17 protein-coding genes are annotated in these 18071 nt (G+C 69.4%); 3 read left to right on the top strand and 14 right to left on the bottom strand.

Translation table 11 applies throughout. The features are described 5' to 3' along the window. The first annotated feature begins 47 nt into the window (after positions 1-47). Entirely contained in the window at positions 48-2018 is a 1971-nt protein-coding gene (locus ASF08_RS04320) for a GumC family protein (RefSeq protein ID WP_056141813.1), read from the top strand. Then, entirely contained in the window at positions 2015-2896 is an 882-nt protein-coding gene (locus ASF08_RS04325) for a WecB/TagA/CpsF family glycosyltransferase (RefSeq protein ID WP_056141816.1), read from the top strand. The genes ASF08_RS04320 and ASF08_RS04325 overlap by 4 nt, the downstream gene beginning before the upstream one ends. Before the next feature lie 14 nt (positions 2897-2910). On the opposite strand, the gene ASF08_RS04330 is transcribed toward ASF08_RS04325, so the two are convergent. The 3 genes from ASF08_RS04330 to eno all read right to left on the bottom strand — a co-directional run bounded on the left by ASF08_RS04330 (position 2911) and on the right by eno (position 5548). Next, positions 2911-3567: a DUF1345 domain-containing protein gene (locus ASF08_RS04330; protein WP_018043792.1), complete on the bottom strand. Its 657-nt coding sequence runs from the start codon at positions 3565-3567 to the stop codon at positions 2911-2913. A 110-nt stretch (positions 3568-3677) separates the two neighbouring features. Continuing rightward, a complete protein-coding gene (locus tag ASF08_RS04335; RefSeq protein WP_018043793.1) occupies positions 3678-4094 on the bottom strand; it encodes a thiol-disulfide oxidoreductase DCC family protein in 417 nt (138 codons plus the stop codon). Between the two features lie 164 nt (positions 4095-4258). Continuing rightward, positions 4259-5548: a phosphopyruvate hydratase gene (eno, locus tag ASF08_RS04340; protein WP_056141819.1), complete on the bottom strand. Its 1290-nt coding sequence runs from the start codon at positions 5546-5548 to the stop codon at positions 4259-4261. 354 nt (positions 5549-5902) lie between these two features. Here eno and queF point away from each other — a divergent pair, with 354 nt between their 5' ends. Next, entirely contained in the window at positions 5903-6370 is a 468-nt protein-coding gene (queF, locus tag ASF08_RS04345) for a preQ(1) synthase (RefSeq protein ID WP_018043795.1), read from the top strand. A gap of 24 nt (positions 6371-6394) precedes the next feature. Here the strand turns inward: queF and ASF08_RS04350 are convergent, their stop codons facing one another. The 11 genes from ASF08_RS04350 to ASF08_RS04400 all read right to left on the bottom strand — a co-directional run bounded on the left by ASF08_RS04350 (position 6395) and on the right by ASF08_RS04400 (position 17972). Next, on the bottom strand, positions 6395-6913 hold the full coding sequence (locus ASF08_RS04350) for a hypothetical protein (RefSeq protein WP_056141820.1): 519 nt from the start codon (positions 6911-6913) through the stop codon (positions 6395-6397). 153 nt (positions 6914-7066) lie between these two features. Then, positions 7067-7420 carry a hypothetical protein gene (locus tag ASF08_RS04355; protein ID WP_018043797.1) on the bottom strand — a complete coding sequence of 118 codons (354 nt, stop codon included), beginning with the start codon at positions 7418-7420 and terminating at the stop codon, positions 7067-7069. Between the two features lie 104 nt (positions 7421-7524). Further along, complete coding sequence (gene kdsA, locus ASF08_RS04360; protein WP_056141823.1) at positions 7525-8382, bottom strand: 3-deoxy-8-phosphooctulonate synthase; 858 nt, start codon at positions 8380-8382, stop codon at positions 7525-7527. A 10-nt stretch (positions 8383-8392) separates the two neighbouring features. Continuing rightward, positions 8393-8938: a hypothetical protein gene (locus ASF08_RS04365; protein WP_056141826.1), complete on the bottom strand. Its 546-nt coding sequence runs from the start codon at positions 8936-8938 to the stop codon at positions 8393-8395. 42 nt (positions 8939-8980) lie between these two features. Beyond that, positions 8981-9454, bottom strand: a complete 474-nt coding sequence (locus ASF08_RS04370) for a hypothetical protein (RefSeq protein ID WP_056141829.1) — start codon at positions 9452-9454, stop codon at positions 8981-8983. A 244-nt stretch (positions 9455-9698) separates the two neighbouring features. Next, complete coding sequence (locus ASF08_RS04375; protein WP_056141832.1) at positions 9699-11240, bottom strand: Do family serine endopeptidase; 1542 nt, start codon at positions 11238-11240, stop codon at positions 9699-9701. Between the two features lie 93 nt (positions 11241-11333). Beyond that, the gene (locus ASF08_RS04380; protein ID WP_056141834.1) at positions 11334-12056 is read right to left on the bottom strand and encodes a DUF2459 domain-containing protein; all 723 of its coding nucleotides are present in this window, start codon (positions 12054-12056) and stop codon (positions 11334-11336) included. Continuing rightward, positions 12053-14788, bottom strand: coding sequence for a valine--tRNA ligase (locus tag ASF08_RS04385; protein ID WP_056141838.1), 2736 nt, complete (start codon positions 14786-14788; stop codon positions 12053-12055). The genes ASF08_RS04380 and ASF08_RS04385 overlap by 4 nt, the downstream gene beginning before the upstream one ends. 97 nt (positions 14789-14885) lie before the next feature. Beyond that, a complete protein-coding gene (locus ASF08_RS04390; protein WP_198290817.1) occupies positions 14886-15488 on the bottom strand; it encodes a PopZ family protein in 603 nt (200 codons plus the stop codon). A 135-nt stretch (positions 15489-15623) separates the two neighbouring features. Further along, on the bottom strand, positions 15624-17018 hold the full coding sequence (locus tag ASF08_RS04395) for a TolC family outer membrane protein (protein WP_056141841.1): 1395 nt from the start codon (positions 17016-17018) through the stop codon (positions 15624-15626). A gap of 291 nt (positions 17019-17309) precedes the next feature. Continuing rightward, complete coding sequence (locus ASF08_RS04400; protein WP_056141844.1) at positions 17310-17972, bottom strand: protein-L-isoaspartate O-methyltransferase family protein; 663 nt, start codon at positions 17970-17972, stop codon at positions 17310-17312. Positions 17973-18071: the final 99 nt, after the last annotated feature.

Below are 18071 nucleotides of genomic sequence, written 5' to 3' on the forward strand. Positions count from 1 at the left end.
CCGGACCCCGTTTTCCGTCGAAATTACGCGATGTTGGGAGGCGATTGATGTTGGTCTACGACGATCCCCCGGCATCCGGCAGGCCTGGTACGGCCGAGCCGGAGCGGAGCGCGTATCGCCTGTCCGTCGGAGGCGTGTTCTCGGCCCTGCGCCGTCGTATCGTCTGGATCCTCGCCTGCGCCCTCGTTCTGGCGGGTCTCGGCCTCGCCGTGGGAAAGATGCTGACCCCGCGCTACACCGCCGAGGCGCAGATCTACATCGACCCGCGCGACCTGAACCTGGTCTCCCGCGAGCTGACCACCGGCGGCCAGGATTCCAACGCCTATCAGAGCGTGGTGGAGAGCCAGACCCGCCTCATCACCTCCAGCAGCGTGTTGCGCCGGGCCGTCGATGCCACCGGCCTCACCACGGACGACGAGTTCGCGGGCGCGTCCGGCGGAATGGTGTCGAAGATCGCCGCCGCCCTGGGCCTCGGGAGCCCGGACGCGCCGCCGGATGCCGAGGGCGACGCGAATGCGGCGATCGCCCTGCTGCAGCAGCGCCTCTCCGTGCGCCGGACGGGCCGGACCTACGTGATCGACGTCTCGGTCTGGTCTCGGGACGCGGCGAAGGCCGCCCGCCTCGCCAATGCCGTCGTGGCGGCCTACCTCGCCGAGGATGCCGCCAGCCGGACGGAGGCGGCCAACCGCGCCAATTCCGGCCTCACCGCGCGCCTCGGCGAGTTGCGCAACGCCCTCAACGCCGCCGAGAACCGGGTTCAGGCCTACCGGGCCGAGACCGGGCTCGTGGGCACCCGCGACGCCCTCGTCAGCGATCAGCAACTGACGCAGATCAACGCGCAACTCGCCGCCGCCCGCGCGCGTGTCGTAGAGGCGCAGGCCCGCGTCGAGCAGAGCCAGCGCATCGCCCGCGCCGGTCTGGATGCCGGGGCGACGGACGATGTCCTCGCTTCGCAGACCGTGGCCGGTCTGCGCGGCCAATACGCGGAACTCACCCGTCGACAGGCCGAACTCACCAACGAACTCGGGCCACGCCATCCCGCCGTCACCTCCATGGTCAAGCAGGTCGCCCAGGCGCGGCGCTCCATCGACCAGGAGGTCGCCCGCTTCGCCCAGGCGGCCCAGACCGACCTCGCCAAGGCGCGGGCCACCGCATCGGCCCTGGAGAAGAACTTTGACCAGGCCAAGGGCCGCACGGTCGGTCTCGCCCAGGCCTCCATCCGCCTGCGCGAGCTCGAGCGGGAGGCCGAGGCCAGCCGCTCGGTCTACGAGGCCTTCCTCACCCGCTCGCGCGAGACCGGCCAGCAGGCCTATCTCGACATGGGCAATGCCCGTGTCGTCTCCGCGGCGACGAAGCCGATCATGCGCAGCTTCCCGCCGCCGGCGCGCACGCTGATGGTGATGGGCCTCCTGGCGGGCCTCGGCCTCGGCGCGTTCCTCGCCCTGCTCGACGACTGGGCGCGTTTCGGCCGGCCGGAGCGCGTGTCGAGGCCGGCCCGGGCCTTCGCGGCAGCGCGGGCTCCCGAGCAGACGCAAGCCAAGGAGGCCCCGCCGGCCAGGGAAGTGCCGCGGGCCAAGCACGCTCCCGAGCCGACCCGCATGCCCGAGCCGGCCCCGCGGACCCGTTCGGTCGAGGCGCCGGTCCCGCCGCGTGCCCCCAGGGACAGCCGAAACCCCGCGACCCCCCGCGCCTTCCGCGCGGCCGATCTCCCCACACCCCGGCGATCGCCCATGGCCTTCTTTCGCGGCGGAGCGAAGGAGGCGGATAGCAAGCCGGCCGTCGAACCCGTAGCGCGAGCGGAGCCGGCACGTCCCGTGGAGCCGGCACGTCCGGTCAGATCCCATATCCGTCCCGAGCCCGAATCCCGCGCCGAACTCAAGCCGCCCCACGAACCGGAACAGGCCGTGACACCGTCGTTCGACAATCCCGCCTCGGCCAAGCGTCCCGCGGGGAAGCGCGCCTCGACCACATCGTTCAGCGTCTCGGGCGCCGCTGCCCTGGTGGGAGGGGGACGATGACGACGCCGTCCCGGGCGGTCCTCGGGCAGGTTCCCGTGACCTTTCTCGGCGGGATGTCGATCGCGGCTCTGGGAATGCAGGAGACCGTGGATAGGATGGCCGAGGCCGTGCGCCTCCATCCGAGACCCGGAACGCCCCTCTATTTAACCTCGGCCAACGGTGAGGTGATGTCGCGGCACGCACGGGATGCCGAGTTCGCGCGGCTGGTGGACATGGCCGATCTCATCAGTGCCGACGGACAGCCGATGGTGACGCTGTCACGCGTCGTCGGCGACCGGGCCCTGCCCGTGCGGGTCGCCACCACCGACCTCTATCACGAGGTCGCCCGCAAGGCCGCCGCGGAGGGCCTGACCTTCTATCTCTACGGCGCCACGGAGGACGAGAACCGCGCGGCGGTGGCGACGACGCAGCGCCTGTATCCGGCGCTGCGCATCGTCGGTCATCACCACGGCTACCTCGCGGGCGACGCGCTGACGGACAAGATCGCGGAGATCGACGCCCTGGCGCCGGACATTCTCTGGATCGCCCTGGGGGTACCGCGCGAGCAGGCCTTCGTGCGGGATCACGGTCCGCTCCTGCGCAACGTCGCCCTGATCAAGACCTCGGGCGGCCTGTTCAACTTCCTCTCCGGAAGCCGCAGCCGGGCACCGGCCTGGGTCCAGCGGGTCGGGTTCGAATGGCTCTGGCGGCTGGTGCAGGAACCCCGGCGCCTGTTCTGGCGATACTGTCTCACCAATCCCCACTCCCTCTACCTCATGCTCACGCGCAGCGGCGACCGTCGGCGCACGCGGCAAGGCGAGGGCAAGACCGGCGAGGCGATGGTGCTGGCGGAGCCCGAGAAGGACGATCTCGTCGGGAGACGGGCGAAGGGAGCCTGACCCCTCCTCCGCGTTCAATGCTGCGCGAAGCCTGCGGCCATGTTCACCGCCAGGGCCAGGACGCTGGTGTTGAAGAGGTAGGCGTAGACGGTCTGTGCCGTCACGATCCGGCGGAAGGTCTTGCTGGTGATGTCGGTATCCGAGGTCTGTGACGTCGCCCCGATGGTGACGGAGAAGTAGAGGAAGTCCCAGAAATCCGGATCCTCGTTCCCCGGAAAATCCAAGCCGCCGCGGTGCCGGCCCGTCTCGACCTCGCCGTAGTAGAGGTGAGTGTAATGCACGGTGAAGATCACCTGCACGAAGACCCAGGCGCAGAGCATCGTCATGACCGCCAGGGTGAAGTGGGCGAGGCGCGGCGCATCCGGCTCCCGCCCTCCGATCACCAGCATCGCCACGGCGCCGCAACTCGCGAGCCCTGCCAGGATGGCGAAGAGCGAGATCACCGGAGCGCTGTCGTCGAGCCGCGAGGCCTCCCGGCGCAGGGCGTCCTGCGACAGGGACGAGGTCCGCCAGATCACCAGGGCGGTGTAGACGACGACGCCGACGCACCAGCCGACGAGGAGGCGCGTCCAGATCGAGGCGAAGGGCAGGGCCACCGACAGCACCACCGCGAACACGATCGCCCCGAGAAGCCGCGGGCGCAGCAGGAAGGCCTGGAAGGGGTTCTGCATCGATGGGCCTCGCGCTCCGGCCCCCGGCTATAACGCCGGATCGCGCCGAGCGGTCATCGCATCCCCGTGAGAAGAGGTGCGCTCACTGGGACCCGGCGGATGGCCCGGTATCACGCCTTGGGTGGGCGGCAGGCGGTGTCGCAGGAGGTCCCCGAGAAGCGGGAGAACAGCCTGGCGAGATGAGGGCGCAGGGGCAGGAACCCGCGATAGGCGGCCTCGGCCAGGATCGGCATGCCGGGCAGACTCGCGAGGGTCGCGAGCCAGCCCCAGCCGGGCAACTCGCGCCAGAGCCGGATGAAGCCCGACGCCCCGGAGGCGAGGCGGCCCTGATCGTCCCGGACGTGGAAACGCGCCCGCGCGGCTTCGCGGCTGAGATCGGGGCCGAGCGTGGCGGGGGCGTCGTCGCCGCTGACGTCGACGAAGGCGAGGCGTTCGGCCCCGCGGCTACGCCGGTAGGTCCGGATCTCGGCGGAACAGAGCGGACAGGCCCCGTCGTAATAGACGGTCAGTGCGGCGGGTGGGGTCATGGTGGGCGGTACCGTCCCTCATCATCGGCTCCAGAGAGGAAGACCGTGTCCGGGGACAACGCCGATACACGCGAAACGGCCACAGCCTCGATGGAAGCGGAGGTGTGGCCGTCTTTCCATGTGATGACGGAGAGGCACCCGTGTTTCGGGACGCCCCCCGCGGGTCAGCGGGCGGCGAAGGCCTTGAGCGCGGCCTTGCCGGCGTAGCGACCCTGCGCGCCGAGGCCTTCCTCGATGCGGATGAGCTGGTTGTACTTGGCCAATCTGTCCGAGCGGGCGAGCGAGCCGGTCTTGATCTGTCCGCAATTGGTGGCGACGGCGAGATCCGCGATGGTGGAATCCTCGGTCTCGCCCGAACGATGCGACATCACGGCGGTGTAGCCGGCGCGCTGCGCCATATCGACGGCGGCCAGCGTCTCGGTGAGGGTGCCGATCTGGTTGACCTTCACCAGGATCGAGTTGGCGGTGTTCTCCGCGATGCCGCGCGACAGGCGGGTGACGTTGGTGACGAACAGGTCGTCGCCCACGAGCTGGCAGCGGTTGCCGACCTTCTCGGTCAGGAGCTTCCAGCCGGCCCAGTCGTCCTCGGACATGCCGTCCTCGATGGACAGGATCGGGTAGGAATCCACGAGCTTGGCGAGGTAACCGACCTGGGCCTCGATCGAGCGGGTCTGGCCCTCGCCCTCGTAATGGTAGGCGCCGTCCTTGAAGAACTCCGTGGCGGCGCAGTCCAGCGCCAGCACGATGTCGGTGCCGGGCTTGAAGCCGGCCGCCTGGATCGATTCCATCACGAAGTCGAGCCCGGCCTCGGCCGAGGGGAGGTTGGGGGCGAAACCGCCCTCGTCGCCGACATTGGTGTTGTGGCCGGCCTTCTTGAGCGCGCCCTTGAGGGTGTGGAACACCTCGGCGCCCATGCGCACCGCCTCGGCGAGCGAGGAGGCGCCCACCGGCATGATCATGAATTCTTGGAAGTCGATCGGGTTGTCGGCATGCGCGCCGCCGTTGATGATGTTCATCATCGGCACCGGCAGCACCCGCCCCTGGGTTCCGCCGACGTAGCGGTAGAGCGGCAGGCCGGCGGTCTCGGCGGCGGCCTTGGCCACGGCGAGCGAGACGCCGAGGATGGCGTTGGCGCCCAGCCGCGCCTTGTTGGGGGTGCCGTCGAGCTCGATCATCGCCTCGTCGACGGCGATCTGGTCCTCGGCATCCATGCCGCCGATGGCGTCGAGGATGTCGCCGCGGACCGCGGCCACCGCCTTGCGCACGCCCTTGCCGCCGTAGCGTCCCTTGTCGCCGTCGCGCAGTTCCATCGCCTCGTGGGCGCCGGTGGAGGCGCCCGACGGCACGGCGGCACGGCCGAAGGAGCCGTCCTCCAGCAGGACGTCCACCTCGATGGTCGGGTTGCCCCGGCTGTCGAGGATCTCGCGGGCGGCGATGTTGGTGATCGCGGTCATGCGTGCCCCTAGCTCTCAAGATGTGGTGCGGCGGGCGCTCGCCCGAGCCGTCATGATCCCGCGGGAACCCCTCGACCGAGGGATGAGCCAGCGGAACCGGTCTGATCCAGGGCAGGCTTATCCGTCAACACGCCGCCTCCGGCAAGCGTCCCCCTGTGCGCGGAGGGCTTCGGACCGTGACAAATCTTTGCGGAGCGCGCGAGAATTTCTGAAGCGGTCCGTTCGGGCCATCCCGCGAGGCCATGCGGCGGGCGAAGGGCCGGACTTCGCCGGCCGCGTCTACGCCATTGATTTCATACGGGGAATCGAGCCGACACGTTCCCTTGCCGCGACCGGTGCGCTATAGCGGCGGACATGACCAGCCCGCCCCCCTCCTCCGACGGCCTGCAACTCGGCCAGGCCACCCCCCTGCCCGCCTCTCCGGAGGCGGCGCGCCTGGACCGGGTGCCGAATCCGCATCCCAAGACCGATTACCTGGCGCGTTTCACCGCGCCGGAATTCACATCGATCTGCCCGGTCACCGGCCAGCCCGATTTCGGCATCCTGATGATCGACTACGTGCCCGACCTCTGGCTCGTGGAATCGAAATCGCTGAAGCTCTATCTCGGCGCGTTCCGCAATCACGGCGCCTTCCACGAGGATTGCACCGTGGGCATCGGCCTCACCCTCGTCGACCTGCTCAAGCCCCGGTACTTCCGCATCGGCGGCTACTGGAACGCGCGCGGCGGCATCCCCATCGACGTGTTCTGGCAGACCGGCGAGCCGCCGAAAGCCATCTGGCTGCCGGACCAGGGGATCGCGCCCTATCGCGGCCGCGGCTGAGCCTCGGCGAAGCCGCATCCTGCCTCACCGATCTTCGGCGACGGCGCGGACGATCTCGTCGATCAGGCGTTCCTGTGCCTCGGTGGGACCTTGATGGACCTCCGCGACCGTCCGGAGCATGTCGGCGAAATGGTCTCGCTCCGCGAAACTCAGGGCATCGTGCAGGATTGGCGCCAGGACCTTGATGGCCAGCGTCGTATCGGGAGCCTGCGCGGCGGCGTGGCGGACGAACACCATCCGGGCATCGAGGTCGTCCCCGGCCTCCACGATGCCGCGCATCTGCGCCGTGATGACGGTCTCCTGCTCGGGCGTCGGTACGCCACGGAGACGGGCGACCATTTCCATCAGGACGCCGGCCGCATCGGCGGGATGGCGGAGGGAGCGCAGGGGTGCGGAGCGGATCTGCCGTTCGCTCGCCATCCGGCGGCGGGTGCCGCGCCAGTCTCGCACTGCGTTGTCGATATGCTCCATCCCGTTTCCGTACTTGATCCAATAGACCAGTCCGGCGACGAGGGCGCCAAAGACGGCTGCGATGATCGGCATTGCGCGGGTCCCCACCTGTTCGAAACGGGGCCTCCATGCAACCGTGCGGCCCATCCCGCAACCACCCGGCCCTGCGGCCGGGATCGGAACACAAAAAAAGACGGCCGGTAAAAACCGGCCGCCCTTCTCGCACGAGGTTTCGGGTGTGTCGGCTCAGTAGCCGTAGCCGTAGGCGGGCCGACCATAAGCCGGGCGGCCATAACCGTTGTTGTAATAGGAATCCCGCGCGGCTCCGGCCGCGATGGCGCCGGCTGCCAGGCCCGCGATGCCCAGGCCGACTGCGGCACCGGTTCCGATGCCACGACGATGGCCACCACCGTAGGCGTAACCGCGGTTGCCATACCCACGATGTCCATAACCGCGATGGCCGTAGCCACCGTGGGCGTAACCACCATGGCCGCCGCGACCATAGCCATGACCGTGTCCGGGGCGGGCTTCCGCCGCCGTTCCGGCAGCCATGGCGCCGAGGGAAAGGGTGACGGCCGTGATCAGTGCGAACTTGCGCATGGGGCTCCTCAAATCGTTGTCACATTCAAGTGATGACAACGGGATGAAGACGGGTTGGTTCCATTGTCATGGCCGTACGAACGAGTCCAGGTGACGAGTCTCGGTCAGCGGCTGGACTTCGCCAGGCGATCGAAAGCCTGCAAGGTCTCCAGTAACGCCGGCATCGCCCGGAGAGGAACCATGTTGGGGCCGTCCGACGGAGCATGATCCGGATCGGGATGGGTCTCGATGAACAGGCCGGCGACCCCCACCGCCACGGCGGCGCGGGCCAGCACCGCCACGAACTCGCGCTGCCCGCCGGAGGTGGCACCCTGCCCGCCCGGCTGCTGCACCGAATGGGTCGCGTCGAACACGACGGGGGCACCGTGCGTGACCTGTGCCATGATCGGCAGGCTGCGCATGTCGGAGACCAGCGTATTGTAGCCGAAGGAGGCGCCGCGCTCGGTGACGAGGACGTTCGGGTTGCCGGCATTCGTCACCTTGGCGGCCACGTGTGCCATGTCCCAGGGGGCGAGGAACTGGCCCTTCTTCACGTTCACCACGCGGCCCGTGGCGGCGGCCGCCAGGAGCAGGTCGGTCTGCCGGCACAGGAAGGCCGGGATCTGGAGGATGTCGATGACCTCCGCCGCCGGCGCGCACTGGGCCACCTCATGGACGTCGGTGAGGACGGGAAGACCGAAGCGCTCCTTGATCTCGGCGAAGATCGGCAGCGCCCCGGCGAGGCCGAGACCGCGCGCGGTGGAGCCCGAGGTCCGGTTGGCCTTGTCGAACGAGCCCTTGAACACGAGGCCGATCCCGAGGCGGTCGGTCATGCCCTTGAGCGCGTCGGCGATCTCGATGGCGTGGTCGCGGCTCTCGAGCTGGCACGGGCCGGCGATGAGCGCGAAGGGCAGATGGTTGGCGAAGGCGGTGGACCCCGCCATCACGACGGGACCGGCGGGTGAGCGAGCGGGTTCGGACATGGCGCCCGGTCTAGCCCGACTGGGCCCCGTCGAAAAGGCCGGCGCGACGGCGAAGGACCGCCCGACGATGCCGGGTGAGCATGCAGCGCGTGATGTCCGGCGCCGGGCCGCCAAGGCCGAGCGCGTCGGCGAGCCCCTGCCCGCTCGTCTCGCATCGCAGGGCCGCATTCCCTGCCCGTCCCGCCTGCGGCATTCCCGTGAGGCGGGAATCCCGATGAAGCGTGCGGGCCAGGATCTCGACCATGCCGGCCTTCGCGCCGGTCAGCCCTTCCGCCGCCAGCCCGATCAGGACGAAATAGGCGCCGGCCGGCTCATGGTCGCGCGACCCGAACGCCATCCGCGCCGGCGCCCGGCAATCGAGGCTCATGCGATCGGCATCCTCGGCGCGGAACACGGCGAGCGACGCCTCGCGCCCGGCGAGCGACGCCCCGGTGGCCCGGATCATCCGCGCGGTGAGCCGGTCGCAGGATTCCGTCGCCCTCGCCGGATCCGGTGCCGAGGACAGGAGGATGGCGGTCAGGAGGCAGGCGATGGATGGGAGGGATCGGGCTTTCATGGGCCCGATCCTAAAGCAGGCCGCCGCTCGAGCCCAACGATCTCAGCGTCGCGTTCCGATCGATCCCGTCACATCCGGGGGACAGGCCTCGTGGGCGTGCGAGCGGAGGACCCGGCGCAGTCGTAACGGATAGGCGCCCGTCTCGTCTTCCACCGTGCCCACCAGCGCATCCGTCGCCAGCGTTCCACGGAACGCGACATGGCCCCGTTCGCCGCCGACCAGGAACGACAAGGTCTTGGTGTCGTCGTCGAGGGTGAGGCTCTCGGCCTGCGCCGACTGGGATGCGGTCTCGTAGACCAGGACGTCGCCGGTGGGAGAGCGCCTGAGCGTGATCCGCCGCCCTGCCCGCTCGCCGCTCTCGGTGGCCGTGCAGAGATCCGCGAAGACGAAGGTGCCCGTGGCCCAGACCGGTTTCGCCGCCACGGACTTGGCGCGGGCAGGCCCTGTCGCCGCCATCGTCGAGGCGAGGGCCGCAAGCGGCAGGCCGGCCATCAACATCCGCTTCAGAACCTGCATCGGATTCTCCCCCCTCCGTGCTCGCATCAGGAGACCCGCAGCCTCGCTCCGTCATGTCTCTGGATTGCGACAGGATCCGGCCTCGGCGTGCGCGAAGGCACCCCGGCGCTCGAAGCAAGATTCGGTCCCGTCGGCCTTGGATGCCGTCACGCGAAGCGCCGGCCCGAACGAACGGGCCGGCGCTGATGGAAAGGTAGTCTGCGAGGCGGCCGGACTTGTCACCGTCGGGCCGCCGAGCGGGTGTTCAGCCGGCCTTGTTGAGGGCCACGGCGACGAAGCGGGTCACGCCCTTGGTGCTCTTGACCCGCATCAGCACCGCCTTGCGGCCGCTGGCCTCGGCCGCCTTGATGCGCTCGGCGATCTCCGAGGGCTTCGAGACGCTGGAGCCGGCCACATCGAGGATGATGTCGCCCTGCTCGATGCCCTTGGCCGCGGCGGGGCCGTCGGGGTCGACATCCATCACCGCGACGCCCTCGTCGCCGGCACCGACCTGCGCGGCCGGGGCGAGGCTGAGGCCCAGGCGCGGCTGGCCGTCGCTCGTCGAGCTGCTGCGGTTGTCGTTGCCCGCCTTCGGGTCGTTCGGCAGGGCGCCGAGCTCAACCGTGGCGGTGTCGGACTTGCCAGCCCGCAGATAGGCGAGCTCCACCTTGGCGCCGGGCTTCAGGCCGGCGATGCGGCGGGACAATTCGCGGGCATCGTTCACCGACGCGCCGTTGACCGATTCGATCACGTCGCCGGATTTGAGGCCGGCCTTGGCCGCCGGTGTGCCGGGTTCGGCGTGGTCCACGAGGGCGCCCTTGGCCTTGTCGAGGCCGAGGCCGTCGGCGATGTCCTTCGTCACCGGCTGGACCTGGACGCCCAGATAGCCGCGGGCCACCTTGCCGTCCGCTCGGAGCTGATCGACCACCGCCTGCACGGTCTCGGCGGGAATCGCGAAAGCGAGACCCACGCTGCCGCCCGAGGGGGAGGCGATGGCGGTGTTCACGCCCACCACCTCGCCGCCGACATTGAAGGTCGGGCCGCCGGAATTACCCTTGTTGATGGGCGCGTCGATCTGGAGGAAGTCGTCATAGGGGCCGGCGCCGATGTCGCGGCCACGGGCCGAGACGATGCCGGCGGTCACCGTGCCGCCGAGGCCGAACGGGTTGCCGATGGCCACCACCCAATCGCCGACGCGGGGCGCGGTCTTGCCCAGCGAGACATAGGGGAAAGTGCCACCTTCGGTGATCTTGAGCAGCGCGAGGTCGGTCTTCGGGTCCTTGCCGATGACCTTGGCGTCGAGGGTGCGGTTGTCGTCGAGCGTGACCTGCACGGTCTTGGCCTTGTCGACCACGTGGTTGTTGGTGACGACGTAGCCGTCGGCCGAGATGATGAAGCCCGAGCCCATGGCGCCGCGCTGGCCCTGACGCTTGGGCGAGGGACCGCCGAAGCCCTGGCCCTGGCCCTGCCCCGGGCCGCCCTGGCCGAAGCGCTTGAAGAACTCGCGCAGCTGCGGCGGAACCTGCTGGCCCTGGCCCTGCCCGGGGCCGTCATCGTCGTCCATGCCGGCGCTGTCGTCGAGCTTCACCTTCACGGCGACCACGCCGGGCTTCACCTTGTCGACCACGCTGGCGAAGGAGCCGGGCGGATGGTCCGGCACGTCGATGGGGTTCTTGGACAGGGCCTGGGCATAGGCCGGGGTGGAGGGCTGGGTCAGGCCGACGCCGGCCGCGCCGGTCGCCACCAGGGCGATGGCGGCGACGGAGGCGAGGGCGTTGCGGCGCAGGCGAGAGGTGGACGAGATCATGGACTGGGCTCTCCGGAAAGGTCGTGTCCCCGCTGAGCGGGGCCATGACCCACTGTGTAGAGACCTCAGCCTGACCCGCCCGTGTCGCCGAGATTACGGTTTGGACAGGTTGGGAGGAGGGAGCGCCCTCGCCCCCGCGCGCCATCTCAGATCCAGCAACAATCCCGCCGGGTGCGTGTCGAGGACCGGCGTGATCGGCAGGCCGGCGGCGTTGAGGAGGCGGGCGGCCCAGTGGTTGCAGACGTTGGCGGCGCTGAAGCGGCCCTGCCCTTCGTAGAACAGGCTCGGCCCGTAGAGGCCGGGGCCACCCTCGATGGGGAGGTTGTCGTCGAGGCGGAAGCTCGCGTCGAGGCGGGCGAGCAGACGGGCGAGGCCGGCCTTCGAGACCCGGATGGGGACGATGTCCGAATGCGGGAAGCTCGTGCGGGTATCGTCTTCGAGGCCCACCACCTGGACGACGCCCTCGCGGCCGCCGGGGGTGAACAGGGCTTCGAGGGCGAGGCGCAGGTCGAACTGCGCCAGGGTCGGCGTCGCCCGGTAGAAGCGGGCCTCGCCCCAGCCGAACTCGATCCCCGGATAGGCCCGGAAGCGGGTGGCGATGTGGCGGAGCGCCGTGCCGGCGCCCTCCCCGGTGAGGGCCTCGCGCGGGATCACGAGACCCGAATGCCAGCCGTGGCTGACGAGTTCGATTTTTTCTGAGTCGTCGTCGGGGGCGGGATAGAGAGCGGGGTCGCCGGGCCTCGCCGTGACGATCGCGGCGAGGACGAGGAGGGCCAACAGGCCGGCGAGGCCCTGGCCCAGCCGGCGCAGGATCACGCGTCGGACAACCGCGCCAGGGCTTCCCGGATCTTCTCAAGCCGTGCGGCTTCCGCGTCGCGGCGCTCGCGCTGCTCGTCCACCACCTCGTCGGGCGCGCGGGCGAGGAAATCGGCATTGCCGAGCTTGGCCTCGATCTTCCCGATTTCGGAGGCCGCCTTCACCGCCTCCTTGTTCAGGCGGGCGACCTCGGCCTTGAGGTCGACGATGCCCTCCAGGGGCAGCGCCGCCACCGAACCGCGCACCAGCAGCTGGACCGCGTTCTTCGGCGCAGTCTCGGCGAAGGAAATGTCCGACAGGCGGGCGAGGCGCAGGAGCGTGTCCTGCCACTGCGTTGCCCGCGCCCGCAGGGCTTCGTCGGCGCCGACGATGACCAGGGGAATCTGGGCGCCGGCCGGCACGTTGGTCTCCGAGCGGGCGGAGCGGATCTCGGAGACGAGGTCCACCACCCAGCCGATCTCGGCTTCGGCCCGAGCATCCGCCAGCCCCGACAGGTCGGGCCAGGGCGCCAGGGCCAGGAGCCCACGCTCGGCGATGCCCTCGCCCTTGATCGCCCAGAGCTCCTCGGTGAGGAACGGCATGAACGGGTGCAGCAGCTTGGCGATCTGGTCGATCAGGAACGCCACCGTGGCCTGCGTCTCGGCCTTGAGGCCGGCTTCCACGCTCTCGCCCTGAAGCACCGGCTTGGCCAGTTCGAGATACCAATCACAAAAGATGTTCCAGACGAAGCGGTAGGCGGCCGCCGCCGCATCGTTGAAGCGATAGGCGTCGAGTGCCGCCGTCACCTCGGCCACGGCGCGCGCGGCCTCGCCCAGGGCCCAGCGGTTCAGGGTCTCGGTGGCGTCTTCCGGGCGGTAATCGGCGCGGAGCACGCAGCCGTTCATCTCGGCGAAGCGCGAGGCGTTCCAGAGCTTGGTCGCGAAGTTGCGGTAGCCCTCGACGCGGTTCACCGCGAGCTTGATGTCCCTGCCCTGCGCGGCCATGGCGGCCAGGGTGAAACGGAGGGCATCGGCGCCGTACTGGTCGATGAGGCCGAGGGGATCGACGACGTTGCCCTTCGACTTCGACATCTTGGCGCCCGACGCGTCGCGCACCAGGGTGTGGAGATAGACCGTGGCGAACGGCACCCGGTCGGTGACGTGGAGGCCGAGCATCATCATCCGGGCGACCCAGAAGAAGATGATGTCCTTGCCGGTGACCAGGGTGTCGGTCGGATAGTAGCGGTCGAGCTCCGGCGTCGCATCGGGCCAGCCCAGCGTCGAGAACGGCCACAGGGCGGAGGAGAACCACGTGTCGAGGACATCCTCGTCACGGCGCAGAGCAACGGCGCGTCCGTGCTTCGCATCGGCCTGTGCCTGCGCCTCGACCTCGCTGGAGGCCACGAAGATGCCGCCCTCGTCGTCGTACCAGACCGGGATCTGGTGGCCCCACCAGAGTTGGCGCGAGATGCACCAGGGCTCGATGTTCTCCAGCCACTGGAAGAAGGTCCGCTCGTAATTCTCCGGAACGAACCTGGTCTGCCCGTCGCGTACCGCCTGGAGGGCGCGCTCGGCCAGGGGCTTCACGTTCACGTACCATTGGTCCGTGAGGTAGGGCTCGATGACGACGTTCGAACGGTCGCCATGCGGCACCGCATGGGTGTTGGGCTCGGTGAGTCGCAGCCGCTCGCGCGCCTCCATCAGGGCGACGACGCGCTTCCTCGCCTCGAACCGGTCGAGGCCGTGCAGGGCCAGGGCCTCCGGCTCCGGGTTCGAGTCCTTCAGGAAAGCCGCATTCCCGTCGAGGGTTATGCGCGCTTCCGGATCCATGATGTTAATCGGCGTGCAGCCGGCCCGCTTGCCCACCTCGAAATCGTTGAAGTCGTGCGCGGGCGTGATCTTGACGGCACCCGTGCCCTTCTCCGGGTCCGAATAGGTGTCGGCGACGATGGGGATGAGGCGGCCGACCAGCGGCAGCCGCACGTACTTGCCGACGAGATGGGTGTAGCGCTCGTCGTCCGGATGGACCGCCACCGCCGTGTCGCCCAGCATGGTCTCGGGCCGGGTGGTGGCCACCGTGATGACCGCGCCGGTCTCGTTTCCGGCCTCGTCGACGATCGGATAATCGAAGTGCCAGAGATGGCCCTTCACCTCGACCTGCAGCACTTCGAGATCCGAGATTGCGGTCTGGAACTTCGGATCCCAGTTCACGAGCCGCTTGTCGCGGTAGATCAGCCCCTGCGCGTGGAGATCGACGAACGTTTTCGTCACGGCCCGGACCATCTGGTCGTCGGGCTGGCCGGACAGGCCCATGGTGAAGCGCTCGCGCGTCCAGTCGCAGGAGGCGCCCAGGCGCTTCAACTGGTTGACGATGGCCCCGCCGGACTCCGCTTTCCATGCCCAGACCTTCTCGACGAAGGCCTCGCGGCCGAGCTCGCGCCGGCCCGGCTCCTTCGCCTCGGCGAGGCGGCGCTCCACCACCATCTGGGTCGCGATGCCCGCATGGTCCGTGCCCGGCTGCCACAGCACGTCGCGCCCGCGCATGCGCTCGAACCGGCAGAGGATGTCCTGCAGGGTGTTGTTGAGGGCGTGGCCCATATGCAAGCTGCCGGTGACGTTCGGCGGCGGGATCACCATGGTGAAGGGCCGGGCGTCCGCGCGCTCGGGCCGGCCGGCCTTGAAGGCGTCACCCGCCTCCCAGGCGGACGCGATGCGCGCCTCGACGGCGGCGGGATCGAAGGTCTTGTCCATCATGGGCTTGCGTCGGGCCAGTTCGTGCGGGGCGGGTGTCAGCCCGCGTGTTGGCCCGCTTTCACCCCGTCACGCCCCCCGCGTCAACATCGCAGGGCGGTCAGCGGCCCCGCGCCACGCGCTCGATCTCGGCGCGGACGAGGCGTTCGACCATGCCCGGCAGGTTGTCGTCGAGCCAGGATTGCAGCATCGGCCGGAGCATGTCCTGCACCATGTCCTCGATGGTCCGGGCATTCTGGCTCACCCTCGTACCGGCGAGAAGCTGGAACGCATGGCCGACGCTGGCATCGGTGATGTCGGACACGAGGCGCTGCTTCAGGCTCTCGCGCGGGGCCTCCACCGGCTCGGGGCGGGGGGCGGCGCGGGGCGGCTCGGGCTGACGCACCACCGGTGGCGGCGGCAGGGGCTCCGGTTCGGGCTCGTCGTCGTCGAAGGAGATCGAATCGAAATCGATCTGGCCGCTCTCGGCGAAGTCGATCTCCGGTTCCTCGATGGGAGCGGGCTGGGGCTTGCGCGGCTGTGCGACCTCGGCGAGGTCGAGCACGTCGTCGTTCTCCGGCAGCGGCGGGGGAGAGCGTACCGGCGCGACCACCTCCGCCTTGGCGTTCTGGTCGTCGGCGATGATCCGGCGGATGGACGCCAGGATCTCCTCCATGGAGGGTTCCGGGGCCTTGTCCGGCGCCTTGGGGCTCGCTGCACTCATCCGGACGACGCTCGGTCACATGGTTAAAGAAGTATTTCGGTCACTCTGAGTATTTCACCACGGGTGCCGGAAACAAGCACCGGCCGGGCGCAAGGCACAGGATAACACCGGTGCCTCGCGGGTTCCTCGCGACCGTCAGCGCCCGTCGGGCGTGCGCACGCCGTACCAGAGGTCCTTGACCTGGTCGAAATGCTCCTTCGGGCTGTAGGCCACCACCGGGATCGACGTGAAGCGCACGGTCAGGCGGCCCACGGTCTGGACCACGCCATAGGAGTTCACCACACGGTCGCGCTGGGCGAGGATGAGGTTCACGCGCGAGTTCAGGAGTTCCTGCTGGGCGTTCAGGACGTCGAGGGTGGTACGCTGGCCGACGCGGGCTTCCTCGCGCACGCCGTTCAACGCCACTTCGTTGGCCTGAACCTGGGCCTGCGAGGCGATGACCTGCGCCTTGGCCGCTTCCAGCCGGCCCCAGGCGGTGACGATGGCCGAACGGACCTGGTCGCGGATGTCCTCGACGTTGATGCGGGCCTGGCCGACCAGCTCCTTGGCCTGACGGATCTGCGAATAGGTCTGGCCGCCCTCGTAGAGCGGAACCGAGATGCGGCCGACGATGGAGGCGGTCACGCCGTTATCGCCCGGGAACTGCGTGTCGTAGCGTTGCTGGACGCTGCCCTGGAGGGCGGCGCTCGGAGCGAGCGCGCCTTCGAAGATCTTCACCTGCGCCTCGGCCACGTCCACCGCGTGCATCGAGGACAGGATCTGCGGGTGCTCCTTCAGGCCGATGGAGATGGCGCTGTCGAGGTTCGGCGGCACGAACCGGTCGAGGGGCCGTCCCGGCGCGAGCTGGCGCGGCTCGACGCCGATGATGCGCCGATAGGTGCCGATGCTGGCGCGCAGATTGGCCTCCGCGCCGCTGACGTCGGAGCGCGCGCCGGCGAGGCGGGCCTCGGCCTGGGCCACGTCGGTCCGGGTGACCTCGCCGACATTGAAGCGGTCGCGGGTCTGGCGCAGCTGCTCTTCGAGCACCTCGACGTTGTTGCGGCGAAGCTCCAGGGTCGCCGTGTCGCTCAGGACCGACATGTAGATCTGGGCGGCGTTGAACAGGGTCGTCATCTCGGTGGAGCGCAGCGATTCGCGCGTCCCGAGCACGTCCGATTCGGCGCGGCGGGTCTGGTTGTCGGTCTGGAAGCCGTTGAACAGGGTCTGGTTGATGGTCAGCCCGGCGCCGCCGGGCTTCGTCACCTGGTTGAGGGAGATGCCGCTCACGCGGCCCTGGCTCTGGGTGAGGCCGATATCGGCGTCGAGGCTCACGGTGGGACGGTAGCCGGCCTTGGCCTGCGCGACGTTCTCGTCGGTGGCGCGCAGTCCCGCCCGCGAAGCGTTCAGCGCCGGGTTGGCGCCATAGGCACGGGCCAGCGCGCTATCCAGCGTCTCGGCCACGGCCGGAGAGGCGGCGGCGAGCGTCAGCGCGGCGAAGCCACCCAGCCGTAGCCGGAAGCTTTTCGCAAGTTTGCGTTGTCTCACGTCCATCTGCCCTTGCGGTTTCTCGATGAACCGGTCGGCTGTTCATCACAGCCATAGCGCCTAGGGTGCCATCCGGATTGCCCGCCTCACAGGTCAGCTTAGCGGAGGTTGTGCTTCAGGGCATCGGCGGAGAGGGATTAGGCAGGAGATTGATGGCGCAGTGCCGCATAAAAGCGACACCTGCCCTCCCCGCCACGCTGGTTCGCATGGGCAGGCCAACGCTTTACCCTCGCTCAGGCCTTTGAAGAGTCGCGGGTTTCGGGACGCGAAACCGGCGACCGCTTTTGCCGAGCCCGCTCAGAAGGAAAAGCTGGATTCCGGACTGAAGGCCGACAGGGCGGGCAGCGACGCATCGAAGAGCGGACGCGCGCCGAACGCGTCCCCGGTCCGGATGAACAGGGTGGCCTTCGCGGCCTTGTCGCGGCCCAGCACGCAGGCGAGGCGTCCGCCATCCTTCAGCTGGTCGAGGAGGGATTGGGGCCGCGTCTCGACGCGGCCATTGACGAGGATGGCGTCGAACGGTCCCGCCTTCGCCGCGCCCGCCGGCAGGGGGCCGCGAACGATCTCGATTCCGTCCGTTGCCGACAGGCGGCTCTCCGCCTCGGCGGCGAGGGCGTCGTCGGATTCGAGGGCGACCACCCGCACCCCGAGCTGCCGCATGATGGCGGCGGCGTAGCCGTAGCCGGTGGCGACGTCGAGGGCGACCTTCCCCGGCGCGAGCTGCAGCGCCTGAATCATGCGGGCGAGAAGCATCGGCGCCGGGATAACGCGATCCGTCGCCGGGTCCTGCCCGGTGATGCGCAGGGATTGGTCGATATAGGCGAAGTCCTCGCGGCCCTGCGGGACGAAGCGCTCGCGCGGCACGGCTTCGAAAGCGTCGAGGACCGGAATGTCGTTGACGTCGAAGGTCCGCAACTGACAATCCACCATGAGGCGTCGCGCCTGCGCGTAATCGAGCATGGGTCTCGTCTTCCCTCGCCGCATCGACCGTAGGCGCCCCTCCGCCTCATCCGGACATTCGGAAGGGGCCGGACACCAGCGCCGAAGCTTGCCGGGTTG

Source organism: Methylobacterium sp. Leaf85, from assembly GCF_001422125.1.
Lineage (GTDB): Bacteria > Pseudomonadota > Alphaproteobacteria > Rhizobiales > Beijerinckiaceae > Methylobacterium > Methylobacterium bullatum.